Annotated in this window: 22 protein-coding genes, 1 riboswitch and 1 other annotated feature; of the genes, 17 read left to right on the top strand and 5 right to left on the bottom strand. The window is 29.6% G+C overall.

What is annotated here, in order from left to right; genetic code table 11:
* Positions 1 to 143: 143 nt before the first annotated feature.
* The 6 genes from B3J31_RS03935 (at position 144) to B3J31_RS03910 (ending at position 5,982) form a co-directional block, all read left to right on the top strand.
* Positions 144 to 1,169 carry a 3D domain-containing protein gene (locus tag B3J31_RS03935; protein WP_346867032.1) on the top strand — a complete coding sequence of 342 codons (1,026 nt, stop codon included), beginning with the start codon at positions 144 to 146 and terminating at the stop codon, positions 1,167 to 1,169.
* Between the two features lie 153 nt (positions 1,170 to 1,322).
* A complete protein-coding gene (gene rnmV, locus B3J31_RS03930) occupies positions 1,323 to 1,865 on the top strand; it encodes a ribonuclease M5 (protein ID WP_346873645.1) in 543 nt (180 codons plus the stop codon).
* A gap of 1 nt (position 1,866) precedes the next feature.
* A complete protein-coding gene (gene rsmA / locus B3J31_RS03925; RefSeq protein ID WP_150846218.1) occupies positions 1,867 to 2,709 on the top strand; it encodes a 16S rRNA (adenine(1518)-N(6)/adenine(1519)-N(6))-dimethyltransferase RsmA in 843 nt (280 codons plus the stop codon).
* A gap of 116 nt (positions 2,710 to 2,825) precedes the next feature.
* Positions 2,826 to 4,403 carry a hypothetical protein gene (locus B3J31_RS03920; RefSeq protein WP_346873644.1) on the top strand — a complete coding sequence of 526 codons (1,578 nt, stop codon included), beginning with the start codon at positions 2,826 to 2,828 and terminating at the stop codon, positions 4,401 to 4,403.
* A 94-nt stretch (positions 4,404 to 4,497) separates the two neighbouring features.
* The gene (locus B3J31_RS03915; protein ID WP_346873643.1) at positions 4,498 to 5,082 is read left to right on the top strand and encodes a hypothetical protein; all 585 of its coding nucleotides are present in this window, start codon (positions 4,498 to 4,500) and stop codon (positions 5,080 to 5,082) included.
* A 93-nt stretch (positions 5,083 to 5,175) separates the two neighbouring features.
* Entirely contained in the window at positions 5,176 to 5,982 is an 807-nt protein-coding gene (locus B3J31_RS03910; protein ID WP_346873642.1) for a hypothetical protein, read from the top strand.
* A 79-nt stretch (positions 5,983 to 6,061) separates the two neighbouring features.
* Here B3J31_RS03910 and thiT read toward each other — a convergent pair whose 3' ends face one another.
* The 4 genes from thiT to B3J31_RS03890 all read right to left on the bottom strand — a co-directional run bounded on the left by thiT (position 6,062) and on the right by B3J31_RS03890 (position 9,726).
* Complete coding sequence (gene thiT, locus B3J31_RS03905) at positions 6,062 to 6,703, bottom strand: energy-coupled thiamine transporter ThiT (RefSeq protein WP_346873641.1); 642 nt, start codon at positions 6,701 to 6,703, stop codon at positions 6,062 to 6,064.
* A 111-nt stretch (positions 6,704 to 6,814) separates the two neighbouring features.
* A riboswitch (TPP riboswitch) is annotated at positions 6,815 to 6,910 on the bottom strand.
* Positions 6,911 to 7,049: 139 nt separating this feature from the next.
* The gene (locus B3J31_RS03900) at positions 7,050 to 7,250 is read right to left on the bottom strand and encodes a cold-shock protein (protein WP_035130858.1); all 201 of its coding nucleotides are present in this window, start codon (positions 7,248 to 7,250) and stop codon (positions 7,050 to 7,052) included.
* A 200-nt stretch (positions 7,251 to 7,450) separates the two neighbouring features.
* Entirely contained in the window at positions 7,451 to 8,941 is a 1,491-nt protein-coding gene (locus B3J31_RS03895; protein WP_150846223.1) for an SH3 domain-containing protein, read from the bottom strand.
* A 152-nt stretch (positions 8,942 to 9,093) separates the two neighbouring features.
* Positions 9,094 to 9,726 carry an MBL fold metallo-hydrolase gene (locus tag B3J31_RS03890; RefSeq protein WP_150846224.1) on the bottom strand — a complete coding sequence of 211 codons (633 nt, stop codon included), beginning with the start codon at positions 9,724 to 9,726 and terminating at the stop codon, positions 9,094 to 9,096.
* Between the two features lie 247 nt (positions 9,727 to 9,973).
* Positions 9,974 to 10,188, top strand: a binding site (T-box leader).
* 177 nt (positions 10,189 to 10,365) lie between these two features.
* Here B3J31_RS03890 and ileS point away from each other — a divergent pair.
* The gene (gene ileS / locus B3J31_RS03885; RefSeq protein ID WP_346873640.1) at positions 10,366 to 13,467 is read left to right on the top strand and encodes an isoleucine--tRNA ligase; all 3,102 of its coding nucleotides are present in this window, start codon (positions 10,366 to 10,368) and stop codon (positions 13,465 to 13,467) included.
* Positions 13,468 to 13,623: 156 nt separating this feature from the next.
* Positions 13,624 to 14,619 (top strand): LacI family DNA-binding transcriptional regulator, encoded by a 996-nt coding sequence (locus tag B3J31_RS03880; protein ID WP_035130868.1) that lies wholly within the window; start codon positions 13,624 to 13,626, stop codon positions 14,617 to 14,619.
* A gap of 68 nt (positions 14,620 to 14,687) precedes the next feature.
* Here the strand turns inward: B3J31_RS03880 and B3J31_RS03875 are convergent, their stop codons facing one another.
* Positions 14,688 to 16,178: a 4Fe-4S dicluster domain-containing protein gene (locus B3J31_RS03875; RefSeq protein ID WP_346873639.1), complete on the bottom strand. Its 1,491-nt coding sequence runs from the start codon at positions 16,176 to 16,178 to the stop codon at positions 14,688 to 14,690.
* A 378-nt stretch (positions 16,179 to 16,556) separates the two neighbouring features.
* Between B3J31_RS03875 and B3J31_RS03870 the strand changes: the two genes are divergently transcribed.
* The 9 genes from B3J31_RS03870 (at position 16,557) to B3J31_RS03830 (ending at position 26,128) form a co-directional block, all read left to right on the top strand.
* Positions 16,557 to 16,883, top strand: coding sequence for a hypothetical protein (locus B3J31_RS03870; RefSeq protein ID WP_346873638.1), 327 nt, complete (start codon positions 16,557 to 16,559; stop codon positions 16,881 to 16,883).
* Between the two features lie 294 nt (positions 16,884 to 17,177).
* Positions 17,178 to 18,605, top strand: coding sequence for an MBOAT family O-acyltransferase (locus tag B3J31_RS03865; protein ID WP_346873637.1), 1,428 nt, complete (start codon positions 17,178 to 17,180; stop codon positions 18,603 to 18,605).
* A 15-nt stretch (positions 18,606 to 18,620) separates the two neighbouring features.
* Complete coding sequence (locus B3J31_RS03860) at positions 18,621 to 20,357, top strand: alginate O-acetyltransferase AlgX-related protein (protein WP_346873636.1); 1,737 nt, start codon at positions 18,621 to 18,623, stop codon at positions 20,355 to 20,357.
* Positions 20,358 to 20,492: 135 nt separating this feature from the next.
* Positions 20,493 to 21,155, top strand: a complete 663-nt coding sequence (locus tag B3J31_RS03855; protein ID WP_346873635.1) for a sugar transferase — start codon at positions 20,493 to 20,495, stop codon at positions 21,153 to 21,155.
* 1 nt (position 21,156) lies between these two features.
* Positions 21,157 to 22,260 carry a UDP-galactopyranose mutase gene (gene glf / locus B3J31_RS03850; protein ID WP_035130887.1) on the top strand — a complete coding sequence of 368 codons (1,104 nt, stop codon included), beginning with the start codon at positions 21,157 to 21,159 and terminating at the stop codon, positions 22,258 to 22,260.
* Complete coding sequence (locus B3J31_RS03845; protein WP_346873634.1) at positions 22,260 to 23,030, top strand: DUF4422 domain-containing protein; 771 nt, start codon at positions 22,260 to 22,262, stop codon at positions 23,028 to 23,030. Before glf ends, B3J31_RS03845 begins: the two co-directional genes overlap by 1 nt.
* Before the next feature lie 29 nt (positions 23,031 to 23,059).
* Positions 23,060 to 24,187 (top strand): CDP-glycerol glycerophosphotransferase family protein, encoded by a 1,128-nt coding sequence (locus B3J31_RS03840; protein ID WP_346873633.1) that lies wholly within the window; start codon positions 23,060 to 23,062, stop codon positions 24,185 to 24,187.
* 44 nt (positions 24,188 to 24,231) lie between these two features.
* Positions 24,232 to 24,939 (top strand): 2-C-methyl-D-erythritol 4-phosphate cytidylyltransferase, encoded by a 708-nt coding sequence (ispD, locus tag B3J31_RS03835; RefSeq protein ID WP_035130893.1) that lies wholly within the window; start codon positions 24,232 to 24,234, stop codon positions 24,937 to 24,939.
* Between the two features lie 115 nt (positions 24,940 to 25,054).
* Positions 25,055 to 26,128: a zinc-binding dehydrogenase gene (locus B3J31_RS03830; RefSeq protein WP_346873632.1), complete on the top strand. Its 1,074-nt coding sequence runs from the start codon at positions 25,055 to 25,057 to the stop codon at positions 26,126 to 26,128.
* The last annotated feature ends 5 nt before the right edge of the window (positions 26,129 to 26,133 follow it).

The following is a 26,133-nucleotide window of genomic DNA, read 5'->3' as shown; positions in this document are numbered from 1 at the left end:
AAAGCTATTATTTTAATTATTATTTTATTATGCATAGTATGCATTAAGTTCAGTCAATTCAATGATTAGAGTGCTAAATTTGACATAACTACGGTATCTAATATATAATAGCAAAGTACTCTTGTCTGAGGGAGGTAATCTTTATGATGATTAAATTCAAAGATAAATTGAAAAGCAATTTTTCAATTTGGCCAAAGACGGTGTTCGTTGTTGTATTAATTCTATTAAGTGCCGCAGTTACTATTTGGGGGTTAAGGAATACCGTTGAAGTAGTAGTTGATGGTCAAAAAGTAGAAATAACTACATTATCAAAAAACTTAAATACTATACTAGAGAACAACGGCATAACAGTTGCTCAGAAGGATAAAATTTCTGTGGAACTAGACAGCGAAGTTAATGATGGTGACATAATTTATATTAATAAGGCAGTAGATGTAGAAGTAGTGGTAGATGGAAAAAACTTATCAATAGCATCAGCAGAGAAAACAGTAGAAGATATGTTAGAAGCTGAGAATATTAAAATAAGTCAAGAGGACAAGATAGTTCCGTCTATGGATGAAAATCTACAAGAAGGTATGACTGTTGAAGTTACAAGAGTAAAGAAGAAACTTTTAAAAGAAGTTCAACCAATAGCTTTTGAAACTGAAACAAGAAAAAACTCTGAACTTAACCAAGGAGTAGAAAAAGTAGTTCAAAAAGGTTCTAAGGGTAAGAGAACTATCACAACAGAGGTTGTGTATGAAAATGGTAAAGAGGTTAATAGAAGAGTTGTAAAAGAGGTTGTTAGTAAAAATCCTATAAACAAGATAATAGATATAGGAACCTTAGCTGTTGTAAGACCATCACGTGGTGGCAATGTAAAAGACTTTGCATATTCAAGTATGATATCTTGTGTATCAACTGCCTATACTTCCGATAGGGGAGATTCAGGTACTATAACAGCAACAGGTACAACTGTTAGACGTAATCCAAATGGATACAGCACTGTAGCTGTAGATCCAAGAGTAATTCCATTAGGAACAAAACTTTATATCGAAGGATATGGACTTGCCATTGCAGAAGATACAGGGGGAGCCATAGTAGGTAATAAGGTTGATGTGTATGTTAATAGCTATGATGAAGCTGTTAACTGGGGAAGAAGACAGGTTAACGTTTATATTTTAAAATAGGAGCATAGGCTCCTATTTTTTTATTTCAGATGCCTAAATTAAATATGCTATGATATAATTACATTGAGAAATTTTAAAATACAAAGAAATAGCTAATTTTTATATAAAAGTTACATAATATTTTATATAGCATAATGCAGGACGGAGGCTTTTATGATTAAGGAAGTAATAGTAGTAGAGGGACGAGATGATGTGACAGCTGTAAAAAGAGCTGTTGATGCTGAAGTAATATCAGTTAGTGGATTTGGTATAAATAGTAAAGTTATTGAAAAAATAAAAGAGGCTAATAAGAGACAAGGGGTAATAGTTTTAACAGACCCTGATTTTGCTGGAGAAAAAATAAGAAGAATTATAGCTAAAAGAGTTCCTAATATTAAGCACGCTTATATAACTCAAAGCGAAGGAAGAAAAGGTGATAATATAGGAGTTGAAAATGCTTCACCAGAAACTATTATCAAGGCTTTAAATGGAGCAAAGTGTGAATTAAAAGAGCCTAGACATGAGTTTACTATACAAGATATGCACTATTTTAGATTAACAGCAGATAAAGATGCTAAAAAAAGAAGAGACGCTATTGGAAGAGAATTAGGAATAGGGTATAGTAATACAAATCAGCTATTAACTAGATTAAATAATTATGGTATATCTAAGGATGAGTTTGTAGAAGCTATGAAGAAGGTAGATAAGGAGATTTAGTATGGATAAATTAAATACAAAAGAACTAGTTGAAAAATATAATTTTAAGTTTACTAAAAGTTTAGGACAAAATTTTTTAACTGATTATACAGTGCTTGAGGATATTGTAGAGGGTGCAAATATAACTGAGAATGACTACGTAATAGAGATAGGTCCAGGTGTTGGAACTTTAACTAAGGAGTTACTTAAAAGGGCTAAAAGAGTTACTAGTATAGAGTTAGATTCTAGATTAATACCTATTTTGGAATCAGAGTTATCTAGTTATGAGAATTTTAGTTTAATAAATAAAGATGCTTTAAAGGTAAATTATAGAGAACTAATAGGTGAAGAAAAAAGTGTAAAGGTAGTAGCTAATTTACCATATTATGTAACTACACCTATAATAGCAAATCTTTTAAATGATAAATTAGATATAAAATCTATAACTATTATGATTCAAAAGGAAGTTGCAGAGCGAATTAATGGAGAACCAAGTACTAAAGAATATGGAGCATTTACTCTACTTGCAAAGTATTATTGTGATACAAAAATTATAAGGAATGTACCTCCAAGTTGCTTTATCCCATCTCCTAAAGTAGATTCTATAGTTATTAGACTAGATAAATTAGATAAACCTAGAGTTGAAGTGAAGGATGAAAAACTTTTCTTTAATATAATAAGGCAGTCTTTTAATATGAGAAGAAAAACTCTATGGAATAGTATGAAGGCTATAGGATTATCTAAGGAGCTGCAAGAAAAGGCTTTTGAAGATGCAGGTATTAATCCAACTAGAAGAGGTGAAACTTTAACAATAGAAGAGTTTGCTACTTTAGCAAATAAGATATACGAGATTCGTCTTAAATAGACGAATCTTTTTTCTTATAAAAATAGGTCTTATAAAAATAAATAAAGAATATCCTTCATTATTTATACATAATAGTCATATATTATAATGTATAAATAAAAATGGAGGTAAAGAGTATGCCGTCTAGAAAAAGCTATAATAGATTTTTTATAATATTACAAGAAGATCAAAAAGGATATGGACTAGATTCCAATAAAACACCTTCAGGCTACGCTAAGTTAGAGGTAAGAAATGATAAAGCAAAAGCCTCATTTTATGCTCAAAATCTTAAAAAGCAAAAGGGCCCATACTTTATGATTTTAATAGTTCAAGGAAACAATGGTAATGAACTAATAAATCTTGGTCGAATCAATATAGATGATGGCGGAAAAGCTGATGTTAGCAATGAGTTTGATGCTAATAATTTAGTAAATACAAACATAGGTATGGACAAGGTGCAAGGAGCAGCTATTGGTAAGATAAGTGCAGATAAAGTTATGCCTGTAATGGTAGGGTTTATTGGAGGGGAAGAGCTTAAAAACTGGCAGAACTATCCTCTAGCTAAGAGTGATAGTAATACTGTAAAAGAAAATAATAGTACAACTACACCAGTAAAAGAAACTCCAAAATCAGATAATGGAAATATGAATAAAGTAGTGCCTCAAATTCAAAATACAAATTTAGGGCAGCAAGAAAGTAATGCTGGAATTATACAAAACAACACCAATAATATACAGCAACAAACAGGAGCACCACAAAATACAGGAACTGATAATACACAGAAACAAACAGGAATGCCGCAAAATGTAGGAACTGATGATACAAACATCACTAATCCTCCATATGGTGGAATTATTCCTAATATACCTGGAAGTACTTCTATTCCTACCCCTAATACTAATATACCTGGAATCTCTCCTACTCCTATACCTAATATCAATATACCTGGAATCACCCCTACTCCAATGTCTAATACAAGAAGCGATGAAAATTATATAAGTGATGAAGTAGATATTATTGATGTTGAAGAAATTGAACCTTTGGTAAAGAATGATCTAATAAATGAACAATTAGAAAGTAATGATGAAGACTATATTGATGATGAGAACAGAATATTTGAAGAATATGAAAAAGAAATAGAAAGGTTAAAAGATTATAGAAAAAAACACTCTAAAAAGAAAAATAAATATGAGGATTGTAAGGTAAAAAATCCATATGATCATGGCGATATAAATAAAAAATATGAAGATTGCAAACCTGAGAAACATAAAAAAAATGAATGGAATGATAAGGATTATCCAATGGGAACTATGGGTAAATTTTTTAAAGAAGTAATTTATGGTTTAGAAAAGATTGGTAGTAATGAGAATATTAAGAACTGTTTTTGGTATAAAGCTCATGTGAAAAAATTAGAGGATATGTATTGTGTTTATGATTACAATAAATATTCTGTGGTGTTCTATCCTATGATTTGCTATTATCCTTATATATCACGACATGGAAATTTCATGGTTGGATATAAATGTGATGACGAAGGTAATTTAAAATATATTATATATGCAATACCAGGAACAAGAGATTTGTCAGACCAACCATATGAAGGAAAGACTGGTTTTGTAACTTTCATGCCAGATGAAGATAATGATAAAACAGGTCATTGGTTAATGTATTATGATATAAAAGGCAATACTGTGGTTGTACCAGTTAAGAGGTAAGATAATATGTGAATTTAAAACTCCGAATTTTATTCGGAGTTTATTCTATTTTTTGAAAGAGGTACATAGTATATTAATAAAGGGAGGGTAACATATGAAATTAGTAGATGATAATATGAGAAAATTAGGATTAGCAATAATACTAGCAGGGCTTATGATAGTTATATTAGGAGTTGGAAAATACTTTGAAGAAAGTTTAAGAACAGCTACATTAACTCAGAATAGTATGGTTGAATTTAAGCAATATGATATTCTAGATGGTAAAATAAAATATAAGTTACCTAGTAGCTGGTTAACTACAATAAAAGAGAATAAAGATGATAAAATTGTATACTTAAATGAATTTGTTTCAGATGATGCTAATACTTATGGTTCTATAGAGCTTATAAGTAGCAGTGAAGGTGTTGAAGCAACAATAGATAAATGCATAGAAGATGTAGAGGGCATGGGAATAAAAGACTATAAAAAAGAAAAAGTGAAGATAGATAATATAGAATTAGATTATATTAAATATGATTTAAAAAGTAGTAAAGAAAATGTAAAAAGAACCTATGAATATTATGTTCCATACGATGATTATGTGGCTAGAATAACATTTATAATTAGTGATAAAAAAGCTAGAGAGAATACACAAGTGGTATTTGAAAATATAGTTAAAACTTTTTCCTTTGAAAAGTAAAAGAGTTATTTGATTTAATGTATAACAACTATTATAATAAAACATATGATAAAGAATGAAAAATTCTAAGAATTTTTCAAGTGGAGGGCAAAGGTGAGAAGAGTAAAAAGTAATTTCATAGTTATATTATTAATAATATCATCATTACTAATTTCCGCTTGTGGTATAAGGGGAAATAGTGATTTTAACTATATGCAAGAAAGGAACATTATGAAGGTTACAATTCAGAGTACTAGAGATAAAAGTTATAAGTTTACTGTTACTGACAAAGATGTAATAAATGATATATATAGTATACTTTCTAGCGCAAGTGTTGTTGAAGAAAAGTCAACCTTAGATCCAGACTATACTCTAGAGATATATGAGAGCCCAACAGAATTTAAGACCTTTAATTATGTAGCTGGACTTGACAAAAAGGATGGGGCAAATCTGTATAATGATGATAATAAGTATATTGTTTCCAAGAGGCTTGATAATGATATTATAAAAAACTTTGCAAATATAAGAAAACCTATCGACTTTGAGTATGTATATTATACTTCTATTTTAAGTTGTATAGATAAGTACGTATCCTTTAATAAAGATGCAGGTAATGTTGGAGTTAATATATCTAATGATAATATGGCTGCACGTTTTCAAATATCCACAGAGATTGAGGAATTTAAGAAGAAAGTAAATAAACTTAAATCAGTAACATTCATGGATACCTCTGTTACTAGAGATGATTTTAATGTAGTTATGAATATAAAAACAGAAGGATATACATCTAAGAAATATAAAGGTATTGTTACCTTTGAAAAGACTGAAAATGCTTCCTCCACTAGCTATTATATAAGTAACGTTTATGATCACGGAGAATGGAAGTTTAACATAAGTGATGAAAAACCGGAAGATTTCTAAAAGTAAAATAAATATAGTAATTAAAAGGATATAGCATGATGATTGAATAATCGTCATGCTATATCCTTTTTAAATTATTTTATATAGAATTATTAGTATAAGGAGCTAATCTTTTTGTAAGACTATTTAAATTTATAACTGAGCATACAGCTATGCAAATTATACAATCTATAAGAATATAAGTACCATTATATACTAGTGAATATACTGCTGGAGTTAAGTTATATTTAGCAGCATAACTTCCCCAGAAAATTATTCCCGCTATGTAGTGGAATACAAATCTTGCAAAGAAAGCCACTATTATAGCTAAATACTTATTTTTCTTAAAAAATCCTGAAAGTCCAATTGCCATAAAAGGTAGAGTATAGTCAAAAAGAACTTGAATAGGATGCAGAATATATGCAGGTCCTATAACAAAGTTTAATATTCCATACACAAAGCCAGTGAACATTCCTATAGTAGGTCCATAAATTAAAGATATTAAAATTATAGGTAGCATACTAGCAAGGGTTGCACTTCCACCTAAAGGGAATTTGAAAAATGTGAAAAATTGAAGAATTACCGACATGGCAACTGCTAAAGCTATATGAGTTGTTAACCTAGAAGTAAACTTAATATGTTTAACTTTTATAAACACACATAATAGAATTAGGGCACCAAATAAGGTGGCAATAGTTGTCCAACTAGCTAGAATATTTTTCATATTTTCTAAGATATTCATAAAGAATCCTCCTTAAATTAAGTAGTGCTAAGGACTAATGTTGAAGCCGAAGTTATACTCTGAAAAAAAGCCATGTTCGTAAGAACACGGCTAAATAACTAAGCATTAACTTAAGCTTATTAATCGCTTCCCTACGCTAGCATTATCTAGGTCAGGTAAAGGGTAATGAAAAATCATTTCTCAGCCGAAGCACCCCTAGCACAATATATTATTTTATATTTTCATAATAGCATACATAGTTTTATAGTTCAATAGAGCCCTATATAAACTGAATAAAAATAGAGACTACGAATTTTAATCGTGTCTCTATAATGATGAATAATACATATTTCTTTAAAATATATATCTATATTTTTGTAACATTTGCTGCTTGAGGGCCTCTATCCCCACTAACTATTTCAAATTGAACCTTTTGTCCTTCATCAAGAACCTTATAGCCATCTCCCGTTACAGCAGAGAAATGTACAAATACATCTTCATGACCTTCCATAGATATAAATCCAAACCCTTTTTCACTATTAAACCATTTTACTGTTCCTACTTCCATATAATCTCCGTTAAGCAACTTAAATAGTTGCACCCTTTTCAACATACTCAGTTTTGCGGTGCTACTCCTGTTGGTCGTGTACTCTAGGGCATCAAATCTTAATATTATTAAGATAAGCACGGAATCTCCTTTCAAAATATTTGACCATATCTAATTTCTTAGATATTAATTATAGTGTTCTCAATTTAAAATTTTTTATACTATTTTATTATACGTTTAGCAATATAATATCTATTACTGTAATAAGCAGAATTTAAGTTAGAAACTCTTACACAGTCACCAGGTTTAGGAGCTTGTATAAATAAATCATTACCCTTATAGATTCCTACATGAGATATATCATTAGGATCATCATCATTAGTAGTAAAGAAGATTAAATCTCCAGGTTTTAAATCCTTACGATGAACAATGACACCTTGATGTACTTGATAGTATGTGGATCTTTCTAAGGATATTCCTAGTTGCTTGTACACATATTGAGCAAGTCCAGAACAGTCAAAACCTACAGGGGTAAATCCGCCCCAAAGGTATGGTACTCCAAGGTATTCTTCAGCTTTTAAAGCTACGTCTTCACCAGTATAGTTACTTTGTATAAGAGGAGTTTCCTTTACTATTGGATTTGATGATTGATTTTCATCAGATATGGTTACATAGTCACCGCTAATATATCCATTAGTAGTACCTACCTTAACATTATACCAACCATTAGTATAAGAAATAATAGGTAATTTACTACCATATCTTACTGTAGTTATGATAGCATGGTTAGTGCCAGCCCCAGAACGGACATTTAAAGCATCTGCATTAACAATTGCAACCTTACCGTTTACAGTGTGAGAAGGTGGAATTACTTCAGGTGGTATAACTTCACCTCTACTAGGATTCTTGTTAGTAGAATTACTATTCTTTGATATAAATTCTGAACTTACAAAGGCTGTACCACCTTTGAATTTTATTTTGTGCCAACCGTTGCTGGTTGATAATATTTCAACCTTAGAATTTTTATATAGAGTTCCAACTATTTTAGAACTAGTATTTCCACTAGAACGAACATTTAGAGCATCTGCATTAACAATACCTGTAGATTTAACGGTACTATCAGTAGAAGAGTTACTATTGTTATTATTAGTACCATTACCTGAGTTTGAATTAGTTGAAGAAGTATTAATGTATTCACCACTAACAAAACCCGTAGTATTATTATATTTAATTTTGTGCCAACCATTACTAGTAGATATTATTTGGACTTTAGCATTTTTAGAAAGAGAACCAATAATTCTACTGTTAGTATTACCTGCAGAACGCACATTTAATGCAGTAGCAGTAACGATTCCATTCTTAGATGCTTGTACTTTATTAGGTGCATGTACCGTATTAGAATTACTAGTTGGTTTAACATATTCTCCAGAAATCCAACCAGTAGTGTTATTATATTTAATTTTATACCATCCATTTGATATATCTAGAATTGATACTTTAGTATTATAATTTATTTTACCAATAATACTACTGCTAGTATTATGATTTGATCTTATATTTAATACATCTGCAGTTATAGTTCCTGTAACTGTAGAGTTGTATGAAGAATTTGAAGTTTGAGCTGGATCAGCTATAGCTATAACTTGCATAGAAGTAGCAATGGCTGTTCCCGTTGCAAGTGTACATAAAACTTTCAATGCTTTATCATTCATCAATTAACAGTCCTTTCTCAACAATATTTTCCCATAGAATATATTTCATATTATTACTTAAATTATAAGGTAAAAAATGATATATAACAACAAATAACAGCAAATACATGTATATTTTTTTAATTGAATAGAACTCTAATCGTAAAACTAGATTAGAGTTCAAAAATTTTAACTAAATTTACACCTTCTAAAGGTGGTTTTATAGTTAATGTATGAGATTTTAGGTTTACAGCATTTTTCATAAAAGATATGAAATTTTCTATTCCATGAACAGGAAAGTCTATATGTGGAACTTTATAATGCATTGGAATTACTAATTTACTTTGGATTTTATTGCAAAGAGTGGCAGCAATTTCAGGAGCAATGGTAAAATTACTCCCTACTGGTATGAAGAGTATATCTACAGTACCTAATAAATCTAATTCTTCAGCAGCTAGCATATGTCCAAGATCTCCTAAATGACATAGTCTTAAGTTATCCGTTTCTATTAAGTAAATTATATTATCACCACGCTTAGCTCCCTTTATATTGTCATGATAAGATGGAAAGCCTTGAATTTTAATAGAAGAGCTTTCATATGAGCAAGGTGTGTTTATAATAATTGCACCAGGGTTTATTAAATCCGTATAGTTATGATCAAAATGGTCATGACTGATGGTAACTATATCTACAGAACCTTTATAGGGCGTTCCACCTAAACACTTATTAAAAGGATCCATAAGGATCTTTTCTCCATGAGAATTTTCAAGTAGAAAGCAAGAATGTCCAAACCAAGTAATTACCATAGTTAGTACCTCCTAATTAAGTAAAGTTAACTATTTAGTCTATTTTAATTATTAACAGCTTTGCTTAATTTATGCTTTGGTATGTGAAAAGAACATTTTAATTTAATAATATGACTATAATAATAAGATTAGACAAAATTGTAGTCATATTAAATAATATTTTAGTATGTTATTAGAGATAAAGCCCTTTACATTAAAATTTTTATATAATATAATAGATGTAAAATTAATTTATAATATAGTATAGATAATAGCTAAGAACAGGACAGTACTCTAAAAGGTAGCTTAAAGAGAGTGGGAGTAGGTGAAAACCCATAGTGAATAATTAGAGGAAGATCACCTAGGAGCTGAGAACTGAAATTCAGTAAGTTTTTCCGTATTTCTGCGTTAAGGAATAGGATATGTTAGTATCCGAAATTATTAACACTGTAGGTGGTATAGCGAAGTAACTTCGTCCTTAGTAGGGCGGAGTTTTAATTTTTATCCATGATATATGAGATTAATTAATGGATGCTATGGATAAAATTAAGAGTACATACTATTAAATTAATTTAGGCCTATAATACTTTACAATATTTAAAAGATTCCATGAGATTAACCAGAAATGGTACAGATAAACTATGTAAGGAGGAAAAATATATGTATAAGAAAATTGATAACTCAAAGTCTTTTATGGACATTGAGAAAGATATGTTAAAGCTTTGGGAAGAAAAAGACGTAATACAAAAGAACTTCGACTTAAATGATGAAGGTGAATATTTTACGTTCTATGATGGTCCACCAACAGCTAATGGTAAACCACACATAGGTCACGTTATAACTAGAGTTATGAAAGATATAATCCCAAGATACAAAGTTATGAAAGGATATAAGGTTTTAAGAAAAGCTGGATGGGATACTCATGGTCTTCCAGTAGAACTTGAAATTGAAAAGAAACTTGGAATTTCAGGAAAACCTGAGATTGAAAAGTATGGAGTAGAAGAATTTGTTACTCAATGTAAAGATAGTGTATTCTCTTACGTTGAAATGTGGAGAGAAATGTCTGAAAGGCTTGGTTACTGGGTTGACATGGAAAATCCATATGTAACTTATCATAATGATTATATAGAATCAGTATGGTGGGCTTTAAAGCAAATGTGGAATAAGGATTTATTATATAAAGGACACAAAGTAATGCCTTATTGTCCAAGATGTGGAACTACCTTATCATCTCACGAAGTAGCACAGGGATATAAAGATGTAAAGGATAGCTCAGCTTATGTAAAATTCAAATTAAAAGGCGAAGATAAATATGTATTAGTATGGACAACAACTCCTTGGACATTACCGAGTAACGTTGCTCTTGCTGTTAATAAATCTTATGATTATGTGGAAGTTTTACATGAAGGCGAATATCTAATTCTTTCAAGAACTCTTTTAAACAAACTTCAAGGTGAGTATGAAGTAGTAGCTGAATTTAAAGGAGAAACATTGCTTGGAAAAGAATATGAGCAAATGTTTAACTTCGAAGTGCCTGAAGAAAAAGCATTTTATATAGTTCATGGAGACTTTGTAACATTAACAGATGGTACTGGAATAGTTCATATAGCACCTGCTTATGGAGATGACGATAATCAATTAGGAAAGAAATATGGTCTTCCTATGATTAATCTAGTAGATGGAGAAGGTAACTTTGTTCCAGCAGTAACTCCTTGGGCTGGAATATTTGTAAAAAAAGCAGATGAGAAGATTTTAGCTTATTTAAAAGAAAATAATATTCTTTATAAGAGTGAGAAGTTTACACACTCATATCCACATTGCTGGAGATGCGATACACCACTTCTTTATTATCCAAGAGAAAGTTGGTTTGTAAGAATGTCTTCAGTAAGGGACCAACTTATTGAAAATAATAATAAAATAAATTGGATGCCTGACAATGTAAAAACAGGTAGAATGGGTAAATTCCTTGAGAATGTAATTGACTGGGGAATTTCTAGAAATAGATATTGGGGTACTCCACTTCCAATTTGGGAATGTGAATGTGGCCACAGAGAGTTAATAGGAAGTATTGAAGAACTTAAGGAAAAAGGTGTAAATGTACCAGATGGTATAGAGCTGCATAAGCCATATATTGATAGGGTTAAGGTTACTTGTCCACACTGTCAAAAAGAAATGACAAGGGTTGAAGAAGTTATAGACTGTTGGTTTGACTCAGGTTCAATGCCATTTGCTCAATATCACTATCCTTTTGAAAATAAAGAACTATTTGAAGCAAACTTCCCAGCACAGTTTATTTCTGAAGCTGTAGACCAAACAAGAGGATGGTTCTATACACTTCTTGCTATTTCTACAACTGTGTTTGAGAATAATCCTTTTGAAAACTGTATAGTACTAGGACACGTTTTAGATAAAGATGGACTTAAGATGTCTAAACATAAAGGAAATGTACTTAGTCCATTTACAGTACTTGAAAATGAAGGAGCAGATGCTTTAAGATGGTATTTCTATACTGGTAGTGCACCATGGCTTCCATCAAGATTCTATGAAGAAGCTGTTATAGAGGCTCAAAGAAAATTCATAGGAACACTATGGAATGTGTATTCCTTCTATGTTCTATATGCAGAATTAGACAATTTTAATCCAATGGATTATAAAGATTTTAAATCAGAAAATATAATGGATAAATGGATGATGTCTAAACTGAATACATTAGTTAAAAACATAGATGAGCATTTAGAAAACTACAGAATAACTCAAGGAGCTAAAGAACTAGAAGATTTTGTAGATGAATTATCTAACTGGTATGTTAGAAGAAACAGAGCAAGATTCTGGGGTGAAGAGCTTACAGAGGATAAGATAGGTGCTTACATGACTTTATATAGAGTACTTGTATCATTCTCTAAAATAGCTGCACCATTTATACCATTTATAACAGAAGAGTTATATCAAAATCTTGTTGTTGCTTTTGATAAGGATGCAGAAGAGAGTGTTCACCTATGTAAATGGCCAGAATACGTTAAAGCTGATGTAGATGCGTTATTAGAAGATGAAATGGATAAGGCATATAAGATAGTTAAGCTTGGAAGAAGTGCAAGAAATGGGGCTAATATTAAGAATAGACAGCCACTTGGAAAAATGCTTGTATCTGTAGACTCACTTCCAGAATATTATGGAGACATAGTTAAGGATGAGCTTAATATTAAACAAGTAGAACTAGGAGCAGACCTTTCTAAATATGTTAATTTTGAAATAAAACCTAATCTTCCAGTACTAGGAAAGGCTTACGGAAAAATGATTCCAGGAATCAGAAAAGGTATAGCATCAATGAATCAAATGGATCTTGCACAAAGAGTAAATAATGGTGAAGTGGTTACAATAAATGTAGATGGAACTGAAATAGAGTTAAATAAAGAAAATCTACTTGTAACAATGCAGGGCTTAGAAGGATTTGCTTTTGCTGGAGAAGGTGAAATAGGTGTAGTATTAGATACAAATATTTCAGAAGAACTTAGAGAAGAAGGTCACATAAGAGAAGTTCTAAGCAAAATACAAAATATGAGAAAAGAAACAGGATTTGAAGTTTCAGACAAGATAAACTTATACTTTGCTGGAAATGAAGCCTTAGAGAATGTAATAAGAAAATTTGAAAATCAAATAAAGAAAGATACATTAGCATTAACTGTAGCCTATGATAGTGATAAGGCTATAAATGAAGTTAAAATTAATGGTGAAAAGTTATTATTACATGTAGAAAGAGTTTAGTAATAATATGTTAAATTAAAATATTAAGTAGTTTAGATGGAGTTAATATGATAATAGATTGCTCCATCTAAACTTTATAATTATACTTTACTTTATAGTATAGATAAGGTATATATGTATTAAAAATATGCAGAATAATAAGAGAGGTGATATATAGTGGCAGCGTCAATTAAAGATGTAGCAAAAGAAGCAAATGTTTCTATTGCCACGGTTTCAAGAGTACTAAATGATATAGATGTAGTTAATCAAGAGACAAAGCAAAGAGTTCTAGATGCAATAGACAAGTTAGATTATAGACCAAATATTTTAGCAAGAAGCTTAAAGACTCAAAGGTCAAGCACAATTGGTATAATAATACCAGATATATCAAATTCCCTTTACCCTGAGATTGTAAGAGGGGCAGAGGACTTAGCAAGTATTTATAATTATAATATAATGTTATGTAATACTGATCTAGACAAGAGTAGAGAAAAAGAAAGTTTTAATATATTAAGAGAGAAGATGGTAGACGGTATAATATATATGGGAGACCGTCTAGATAAAGAGATAAAGGCAGCTATAAAATCTGTTGGCACTCCTGTAGTATCAATAGGTGCTATGGATGATGAAGGAGATGTTCCTAGTGTAGGTATAGATAGTTATACTGCTGCCTATGATGCTGTAAATTATCTATTCTCAAAAAATAATAAAAACATAGCATATATAGGATACATTAAAGAAAATGCTACTGAATACAAAAAGATGTATCATGGCTATAAAGACGCCATGGATGAAGAGAATTGTTTCAATGAAAAACTAGTTTATCTTGGAAGTTTAAAATATGAGGACGGCTTTGAAGGAATTACTCATATTATAAAAGATAATAAGGTTGATGCAGTTTTATGTGGAAGCGATCAATCAGCTCTTGGAGTTATAAATGCTTTAAGAGAAAAAGGAATTAGGGTACCAGAAGATATAAATGTTATAGGCTTTGATAATATAGCATTATCAGGAGTATTTTATCCTAAGCTTACTACAGTTTCTCGTCCCCTATACGATATGGGCTCTGTGGGAATGAGACTTCTTATAAAGCTTGTAAATAAAATTCCAGTTGAAGAGACTTATTACAGATTACCATATAACATAGTTGAAAGAGATTCTTGTAAGAAATAAATAAAATTAAATATAAAATAATTTAAACAATAAAAAAAGTGGATTTTAGAATCCACTTTTTTTATTGTTTATCTATCTAAGGATACTTTTCCCATAAGTTTATTAGCCTTATTATCAGATACATTTTTTATAGATGAACTTTTACCTTCTTTAATAAAGGTTCCCTTAGTGGTCATAGGATCTGAAAAGACTCCAGCACCATTTATACATCCACCATTACACATCATTCCTTCAATAAAATTACCTTGTAGTTTATTTATTTTTGCCATGTTTAAAGCTTTTTTTATTTCTGTAGAACCTGAAACTTTTACTGGTTTAAATTCTATATTAATATTTTCTGTGCTAACATAATTTTCTATAGCAGCAGTAAGTCCACCAGCCATACCAAAGCCCCTACCTAAAGTTGAGCCATCTTCAAGGGTCTCTTCACTGCAGTTTTCAGGATTTATATTGAAAGCATCTAATATTGCACAAAGCTCTTCAAAGGTTAGCACGTAGTCAATAACTCCAGCTACATCCGGTCTTTTAGCTTCAGCTTTCTTAGCTGTACATGGACCGATAAATACTATTTTAGCATCAGGAGTTTCATTTTTTATGGCACGTCCCATTGCAATCATTGGAGATACCGTATTGGAGATGTGAGAAACCTCAGTAGGAAATTTTTTCTCAATGTAGCTAAAGAAGCCTGGACAACAAGAATTAGTCATATAATTTTGTCCACTTTCCATTCTCTCTACAAATTCCTTAGCTTCGTGCATTGTTACCATATCTGCACCACAAGATGCTTCAAACACATCAGAAAATCCAATTGCTTTTAATGAAGATTTAATTTGACCTATTGAAACATTATTACCCATTTGACCTGAAATTGATGGGGCAACAAGTGCAATCATGTTGTGCTTTTTCTGATATAATTTTTTAGACACAGGAGCTACAAGACTTTTATCAGATATAGCACCAAAAGGACAAGCTGTCATACAAGCTCCACATTGAATACACTCCTCTTCATTAATAACAGCACGTCTAGTGATCTCATCTACTTTGAGAGCTCCAGTTGGGCAGGAGGTTTTACAAGGACGACGAACTTCAGATATAGCATTGTAAGGGCAAATCTTCTTACAAAGTCCACATTCTTTACATAACTCTTGATTTATATATGATTTACCACCTACAGTCATCATGGCATTAGCAGGACATACTTCCTTACATTTATGAGTAATACAACCTCTACAAGCCTCTGTAACGGTATATTTATCTATAGGGCATCTATCACAAGCAGCCTCTATGACGTACATAATTTGCTCATTATTTTTAATATCAATAAGCTCACTATATTCATCACCTATAGGCATATATCCAGCGGCCAGTTTAGCTCTTTGATTTACTATGGCACGCTCTTTGAAAATACAACATCTATATGCGGGGGTATCTTTATCAACTATAAATTTATGAATATTGAATATTTCTTTGGTATTTAGATTATCATTAATAGATAAAAGGACAATTTGTTTTAGAACCTCATGCTTAATCTTTTTTAACGATGTATCAAAAGTAAACATTAAAATCCCTCCTAATTTAATAACATTGTTAATTTTTTAACCAACACTAATTATAGCATCATTTTAATTTTATGCAATAGGTCAAGCATTGAAAGATAAAATTTGGTAAGAATATATTAGTGATGGTAGTCATGGGATAAATATATTTGAAATTAGTGTCACATAGTTATATACTAATAAAGGTTTAATTATTGGTTAAAAAAATAAGTATTTATACTTGCGAAATTTATTTTATTTAAAATAGAAATAAATTTCATAATAAAAACATAGAATTAATAAAGAAGATAATTTAATATATATTAAAAGGTTTATAATAAAATTTTATGATAAAGAAAAATATTTTAACTATAAGAAGACTGAGAGAAGGAGGAAATTATAATGAGTAATAAAATTAATCTTATATGGAAAAGTGAAGAGAACAATAGTTTTGTAATAGGGGAAATTTTAAATAGTGACTATAGATACTACTATAGATATAATCTAGAAGAGGTGAAAAGGGCTATGGAAGAAGGCTTTAATCTATTAGAAGGATTCCCTAGAGTAAATTCAAAATATTTTAGTGAAGAACCATTTAAATTATTTACTAATTGGATTGAAGAAAATCAGAAAGTAAATGATTTAACTTTTGATATGTTTAAAGGTTTTACTTATGGTCAGTTCAGGTTTGAAGAGAATAACAAAGATAGTAATGAAGAAACAGCATAAAAGAAAGAGCAAAATATATTTATTATGTTTTGCTCTTTCTTTTTATTTCAATTGTTTTAGAGGATTTAATACTAGTAATATAAGTGGTTTAGGTAATGAGGAACATAAGAACATAAAAACACAAAAACATAAAAAGCTTGGAATGTTGGAGTTATTGTAGATTTATTAAAATTTACATGCTCATAGTTTATTATAGTATATTTTGTTGAAATGTAATATAATTGCTTTATGAATAAATAAAGTTTTAAGTTTAATATAAGTGTTTATATAATATAAAAATGTGGAGGAAGATTAATGGTTTTTACATCAGTTATATTTATTTTTATATTTTTACCTGGAATAATTACGGCATACTTTCTATTTCCAGAAAAATATAGAAATATGTTATTATTACTAGCAAGTCTATTTTTTTATGCATGGGGTGAACCTAAGTATATCTTAGTTATGATAAGTTCTATCTTAATAAATTTCTATTTTGGTTATAAGGTGCATGAAAATTTTGAACATAAAAAAAAGAAAAAGTTATTTTTAGTTTTAGGAATTTTATGCAATCTATCTATGTTAGGATTTTTTAAGTATGGGAATTTCTTTATAAATAATATAAACTACATATTTACTACATTAAATATTCATGAGCCTATAAATATTGGCAAGATACATCTACCTATAGGAATATCATTTTTCACATTTCAAGGACTTTCATATGTAATAGATGTATATAGAAGTGAAGCAAAAGTTCAAAAAAACATTTTTAACTTAGCACTATATATAGCACTATTTCCACAACTTATTGCTGGTCCTATAGTTAGATATCATGATGTTGCAAAGGAGATAGAGAATAGGCAAATAACAAGTGAAAAAATTACATATGGAATAAAAAGATTTATATTGGGTTTTGCAAAGAAAATTCTTATAGCTAATCAGCTAGGAGGTATTGCAGATAAAATATTTGATATATCTCAAGGAAGTATACCTACATCAGTAGCTTGGATAGGTATATTATGCTATACAATGCAAATTTATTATGATTTTTCAGGATATTCAGATATGGCTATAGGATTAGGAAAAATATTTGGATTTACTTTTTTAGAAAACTTTAACTTCCCTTATGTTTCTAAGTCTGTTAAAGAATTTTGGAAAAGATGGCATATATCATTGACAAATTGGTTTAGAGATTATGTATATATATCTTTAGGTGGAAATAGAAAAGGTAAATTAAGAACGTATGTTAATTTAATAACTATATTTTTACTTTCAGGTTTATGGCATGGGGCAAGTTGGAATTTTATACTTTGGGGAGGATACCATGGTATATTCTTAATTTTAGAAAGAACAAAGTTTGGTGATATTATAGAGGAACTATGGAGTCCATTAAGACGTATATATACTATGATAGTAGTTATGATAGGTTGGGTAATATTTAGGCTAGATAACTTAAATCAAGCATTTCAATATATAAAAAGCATGTTTATATTTGAACCTTCAAATAACATGTATTATAGTTCGTTATACTTGAATTCTAAGGTGATATTTATTTTAGTAATGGCAATATTATTCTCAGCACCAATTTTAGAATATATCAAAAAACTTATTGGTTTTAAAATAAAAAGTAATCCAGTATGTATTGCATGTTGTAACTTTGTAGTATTCGGCTTGTTTGCAATATGTTTAGTAACATTAGCGGCAACTACATACAATCCCTTCATATATTTTAGATTTTAAGGATGAGGAGAATAAATGAAAAACACAATGAAATTAAATATAAAAAAAATTATCAGTATAAGAAATATTATTATCTACGTTATATTTTTCTTATTTATTTGCTTAACTTATGTTGGGATATGGGGAAAGAATGTAAAGGTGGATATAAAGGCTAGTCATCAAGATAAGAAAGAATTAATGCTATTTTATACCAATGAGCATAATTTAATATATAACAATGAAATGTCTGTAAAGTCCGATAGTGTTAGTGATGGTAATTTAGTTAATATAAAATTTAACATACCATCTAGAGATATAGAGGGTCTTAAGATTCATTTTGGATATGATACTAAACCTACAGAAATTAAAAAAATTACTATAAGAACTTTATTCAAGACTATAAACTTTGATGCAAATGAAGTAAAAAGTATTTTCAACAATGTTTCCCCACATATAGACACAGTAGAAGTTAAAAATAAATATCTTAAAATTAATCCTATAGATATAGATGCTTATATTTATTCTAATGAAGTCGGCAACATAATAGGCAAGGGTAATATAAGTATTATAAAAATAATTATTATAGCAACTATAGCATTAGCTATATCAATAATTAGTATATTAATTTATGATTATGTTACAAAAATAAAAGGTATAAAGAGGGAAAATTTCTGGGTTATATTTGTATTCATATTTATACTATTTACCCCCAATCTATTTAATTTACTAGGAATTAGTGATGGAGAAAATACTGAAAAGAGGAATACAACCTATTATTCTTCAGATGAAAAAGAAAATATTTTAGTTAAAGCAATAAATAAGGTTGAAAATTACTACACAAATAATTTTGGATTAAGAAATATATTAATAAGATTAAATAGTAAAATTAATTTAAATATTTTTGGTATATCTCCTACTGAGAAGGTAATTGTAGGTAAAGAAGGATGGCTATACTACGGATTAGATGGAGATAAGGATTTAACAAATTTATATAGAGGGATAACAAGGTTTACAGATGAAGAGCTAGAAAAAATTAAAAGTAATCTTGAAGAAAAAGATAGATGGCTTGAATCTAAAGGTGTCCCTTTTGTACTAATGATTACACCTAATAAAGAGAGTATATATCCGGAGTACTATAGTGAAAAATATAAAATAGTAAATAAAGACACCAGAATGGATCAGTTAATTAAATATTTAAATGAAAACTCAAATATTAATGTTATTGATTTAAGAGATGAGTTGATAAGCAAAAAAGGCGAAGTAAGACTTTATGATGTTACAGATACTCATTGGAATGAATATGGAGCATATTATGGATATAAGATTTTGATAGAAAATTTAAGTAAATATTTCCCTGGCATGGAACCTAAACCTTTAGAGGAGTTTCAGGTTGTAAAAGAGGTAAGTGAAAGGGGTGGAGATCTAGCTAATATGATGAGCGTACCTATGGATTACAAAGAAGAGAAGATAATGCTTAAACCTAGAGAAGAAAGATTATCTGTGCCTTATACAGAAGATATATATGGATTGGTAAATGGAATGGATATGAGAAATGCGAATAGTTCATTACCTAGGTTGTTAATGTTTAGAGATTCATTTACAGTACAGTTACTTCCCTTTATATCTGAACATTTTAGTCAATCTGTATATCAATGGGATACTAATATGAATGTTGATCTTGTTAATTCTGTAAATCCAGATGTTGTAGTACAGCAGATAGTAGAAAGAAATATTGAGATGCTTTTAGAGGACAATCCCCAAGATATGAATTAATCTGCAGTTAAATATTAACTTAGAATAAAATACTAAACAGTGAGTTATTAAAGTATATGTAGTTATATGTTATAATAAAAGTCGTTATAGTAATAAGTTTGTTATAAAATATATATAAAAATAGGAGGTAAAGCAATGCTAGAACCCAAAGTAGAGTATTCAAGTTTGAGTATAAATGTAAAAGAAGAAAAAAATGTGTATAAGATCTTAAAAAGGACTGTTGATATAATAGGTTCTCTTTTAGGATTAATATTACTTTCACCAATATTTTTAATTTTATCAATAGTAGTTAAGGCGGATTCTCCAGGTCCCATATTTTTTGCACATAAAAGACTTGGGTATAATGGGGATTTAATAAAAATATATAAATTTAGAACCATGGTAATAAATGCAGAGGAATTGTTAAACAACTTATCTCCAGAGCAAAAGGAAGAGTTTGCAAAGAACTTTAAATTAGAGAATGATCCTAGAATAACAAAAGTAGGTAACTTTCTTAGAAAATCAAGCTTGGACGAGCTTCCACAGCTCTTGAATATTTTAAAAGGTGAGCTAAGCATAGTGGGACCTAGACCAATTGTAGAAAAAGAATTAAAAAACTACGGTATATATGGTGAGAAGCTGCTTAGTGTAAAACCAGGACTTACAGGAAACTGGCAAGCTAATGGTAGAAGTGACACAACCTATGAAGAGAGAGTAGAAATGGATATGCAGTATATAGATAATAGAAGTATATTTATGGATATAAAAATTATATTCAAAACTTTTAGTGCTGTAATAAAAAAGCAAGGGGCAAGGTAAAATGAAAAAATATGATTATGTAATAGTTGGAGCAGGGCTTTATGGGTCAGTATTTGCCCATGAAGCTAAAAAAAGAGGAAAAAAATGCTTGGTTATTGATAAAAGAAACCATATAGGTGGGAACGTATATTGTGAAAATAAAGATGGAATTAATATACACACATATGGAGCACATATTTTTCATACCAGTGATGACGAGATATGGGAATATGTAAATAATTTTGTTACATTTAACAGATTTACTAATTCACCTATAGCCAACTATAAGGGAGAGTTATATAATCTACCCTTTAATATGAATACCTTTAATAAGCTTTGGGGAGTAATAACTCCAGAGGAAGCAAAAGAAAAGATAGAAGGACAAAAACAAGTATTAGGAGGAAAGACTCCTGAAAACTTAGAAGAACAAGCCATATCCTTAGTAGGAACAGATATATATGAAAAGTTAATTAAGGGATATACAGAAAAACAATGGGGTAGAAAGTGCACAGAATTGCCATCTTTTATCATAAAACGACTTCCTGTTAGATACACCTATGACAATAACTATTTCAATGATAAATATCAAGGTATTCCTGTAGGTGGATATAATAAACTTATAGAAACACTATTAGAAGGAATAGAAGTTAAGCTAAGCACAGACTTTTTTAAGATTAAAGATGAAATTGTTGCAATTTCAGATAAAATAGTGTTTACGGGAATGATTGATGAATTTTATGATTATAAATTTGGAGTTTTAGAATATAGAACACTAAGGTTTGAAACTGAGTTTAAAGAGACTAATAACTATCAAGGTAATGCGGTGATTAATTATACTGATAGCGAGACACCATACACAAGAATAATCGAACATAAGCATTTTGAATTTGGAACAGGAGAAAATACTTTTATAACTAAAGAATATCCAAAGGAATGGGAAAAAGGGGACGAGCCTTACTACCCAGTATTAGATGAGAAAAATAGTTTAATATATGAAAAGTATAAAGAATTAAGTGAAAAAGAAGAAAAGGTTATTTTTGGAGGAAGACTTGGCCAATATAAATATTATGATATGCATAATGTTATAAAGGCTGCTATAGAACGTATAAAAGAGGAGTTTAAGTAATGGATATAAGGGTGTATGTTGCTACACATAAAAACTATAAAATGCCACAGGAAAAAATGTATATTCCGCTACATGTAGGTAGAGAGGGTAAGAATGATTTAGGATATTTAGGTGACAATACAGGAGATAATATATCTATTAAAAATTCAAATTACTGTGAGTTAACAGGATTATATTGGGTTTATAAAAATATAGATTGTGAATATATAGGATTAAGTCACTACAGAAGATATTTTACAGTTAAACCTTTAGTAAATAGAGTTTTATCCCAAAACGATAAATTTTCTCTAATCCTTAAAGAGGAAGAGGCATTACAGCTACTTAAAGACGCTGATATAGTTTTACCAAGTAAGAGAAATTATTATATTGAAACAGTAGAATCACATTATAAAAATGCCCATCATATAGAGGATTTAAATAAGGTAAGAGAAATAATTAAGGAATATCACAGTGAATATACTGAAAGCTTTAATGAAGTAATGAATGGAAAAAAGCTTTATTTATATAATATGTTCATTATGAAAAAAAAGGATTTTGATGAGTATTGCAAATGGCTCTTTGATATTTTATTTAAGTTAGAAAGTCAAATAGATATAAGTAACTATGATAACTATCAAAGTAGAATTTTTGGATTTTTAAGCGAAAGACTATTTAATGTATGGATAAGAAAAAATAACCTAAAAATAAAAGAAATTCCTGTTATAAATATGGAAGGAATAAATTGGTGGAATAAGGGTATAAACTTTTTGAAAAGGAAGTTTATTAAATAACAGTTAATGTTAAAGAGGAGAGACATACAGTGAGAAAATTAATATTTATATTCTCTAGTCTTATATATAAACTTTTTTCTTTGATCCCAATAAAAAAAGATAGAATAATAATGGAATGTGATTACGGAAAAGGATTTTATGGAAATCTATTATATATATATCAGGAGATTGAAAAAAGAAATCTCACAGTTGAGATTATAATTCCTTTGAATAAAGGGATAACTATAGATGTTAACAATGTAAAGGTAGTTAAAACTAGAACACCATTACATTTGTATTACCTTGCTACATCCAAATATTGGATAACTAATAATCATTATTATCACTTTTTAAAAAAGCGAAGTGGTACCATTATGATTAATACATGGCATGCGATGGGAGCTTTTAAGAGATTTGGTATAGATTCTGCTAAAAGTGAAGAAGAAATAAATAGATTTGAGAGAGATAGTAAAAATATCGATTACCTTTTAGTTAGTTCATCAGAACTAAGAAGTATTTATTCTAAAGCATTAAATGTAGATGAAAATAAAATATTATCTATGGGAATTCCAAGAACTGATGTTTTGATTAATGAAGAAGAGATAGAAAAAGCAAGGATTAGATTTTATAATAAATATCCTAGCCTTAAGGATAAAAAGCTTATATTATATGCTCCAACCTTTAGGGATGATGAAAAGGAATATTTTAATATGCAGTTAAATCTAAAATTATTAAAAAACAACTTTGGAGATAACTATAAATTTATATTTAAATTACACCCAATTATAAGAAATTCCTATGAAATAGATGATGAGGTTAAGGATTTTGTTATAGATATGGGGAAAGAAAACATAAATGATTTAATGATTGTATCTAATTGTTTAATCACTGATTATTCATCAGTGATATTTGAGTATTCCCTACTTAAGAAGCCAATGGCCTTCTTCACCTATGATTTCCATAAATATAAAGAAGAGCTTAGAAATTTTTATTTTCATTTTGAAGATTTTATTCCAGGAGAAATGATGAATACTACTGAAGAGATAGTAACCTTTATTAACAATGCTACAATGGGTGACTTTGATATAGATAGAATAAATAGTTTCTCAAGTAGATTTTGTGAATATAAAGATGGAGAGGCTTCAAAAAGATTTGTAGATTATTTTTTAAACTTTTAAATTCAATGAATATCTATCATTGATCACTAATAAAGGAGGAAGCTATGAATATAGGATTAATACTTGCAGGAGGAAGTGGCACTAGAATGGGTGGTGATCTTCCAAAGCAGTTTATAGATATATACGGTAAACCATTAATTGTACATACCATAGAGGCTTTTGATATAAATCCCAACATTGATTATATAGCGGTTATATGTAAATCAGACTATAAAGAGGATTTAAATATATGGGTTAGAAAATATGGGCTTACAAAGGTTAAGTGGATAGTAGATGGCGGAGATACAAGACAATCCTCTGTGGAAAATGGACTTAAGGCTATAGAGGAGTTTTGTGGTGGTGATGATATAGTAGTTGTTCACGATGCTGCAAGACCACTTATATCTCAAAGAATAATTGATGAGAACATAGAAGGTGCAAAGGAATATAAAGCTGTAGACACAGTTATTCCAAGTGCAGATACTATTATAAAAACCTTAGATGGAGAATTTATTGAGGAAGTACCCCCAAGACATGAGCTTCATTTAGGTCAAACACCTCAGAGCTTTGAATATGCCCTAATAAAGAAGGCACATGATCATGCTAAAGAAAATAATATTAACACAGCTACAGATGACTGTCAGCTAATTCTTAAGTTAGGAGAAAAGGTTCATTTAGTTAAGGGAGATAAACTTAACTTTAAGGTTACAACCTTTGAAGATTTGTTAATATTAAAATCTGTAATAAAGCTAGGAAAGTTAGAAGTTAAATAGTTAAATATACAAATAGTTAAACAGTAAAATTGTTAAATATGTGAGTAGTTAAATAGTTATATAGCTAAAAAGCTAAATAGTTAAATATAGATATAGGCTTTAGGTGGTGATAAGTGTGTTAAGTAAAGGGTTTAAAATAGTTTCTCCCAATACCTTTGAAATATATTATGAAGATGTAAATATAAAAGCCAATGAAGCCCTTGTGAAGATAGATATGGCAGCTATTTGCAAGGCAGACTTAAGATATTTTTTAGGTTTGAGATCAGAAAGAATATTAGGTCTTAAGTATCCTATGAGACTTTTACATGAGGCTGTGGGAACAATTATTAAAGATCCTACAAATACATTTGAAATTGGAGATACTGTGGTTTTAGTTCCAAACATAACTGACTGTAGTATTAATGGGGGAGAAGGTAATTGCAATTTATATAAAAATGTAGCAATATGCCCTCTTAAAGATAATAACTTAGGAGAAAATTATTGTCCTAAGGCAAAGTTTGCTTCTAGTAATATAGATGGTTTCTCTTGTGAGTATATATCATTTCCTATATCTAATATAGTGAAAGTTGGACATAAGGTTTCCAAGGAAGTGGCAGTATTTTCAGAGCTTACTTCTGTTGCTATGGCAGCGATGAGAAGGGTTAGAGATTTAAATAATAAAACCATAGCTCTATGGGGAGATGGAATTGTGGGATATATTCTAGCTTCTGTTTTGAAAAGTAAAACTAATAGTAAAATTATAGTTATAGGAAAGCATGAAGAAAAGTTAAAAAAATTTCCTGTTGATAATTATTATTTAGTAGGACAGTCATCTCTAAAAGAGTTAAATATGGACATAGCCTTTGAATGTGTTGGAGGAATTGGTTCACAAGGAGCAATAAATGAAATTATAGATTCCATAGCTATTGGTGGAGAAATAGTTTTAACAGGAGTTTCAGAAGAAAATATAGAAATCAATACTAGAAAAATACTAGAAAAAGGTCTCAGACTCACTGGAACTACAAGAAGTTCTATAGAGGATTTTCAGGAATCTGTAAAGCTCATGGAAAATCTTAATTACTCAAATTCTATAGAACAGTTAATAAATGGTGTGAAAGTAATAAATCACATTAGCGATTATTATGTAGTTTTCGAAGAAGAAGTAAAAAATAAATCTTTGGGAAAAACTATAATGAAGTTTTCAATATAGAAGGG

Origin of the sequence: Clostridium sp. UBA5988, assembly GCF_002435615.1 — a bacterium.
GTDB lineage: Bacteria > Bacillota > Clostridia > Clostridiales > Clostridiaceae > Clostridium_J > Clostridium_J sulfidigenes.
The sequence above is the reverse complement of the archived record's forward strand: the minus strand, read 5'-3'. Positions and strand labels throughout refer to the sequence as shown.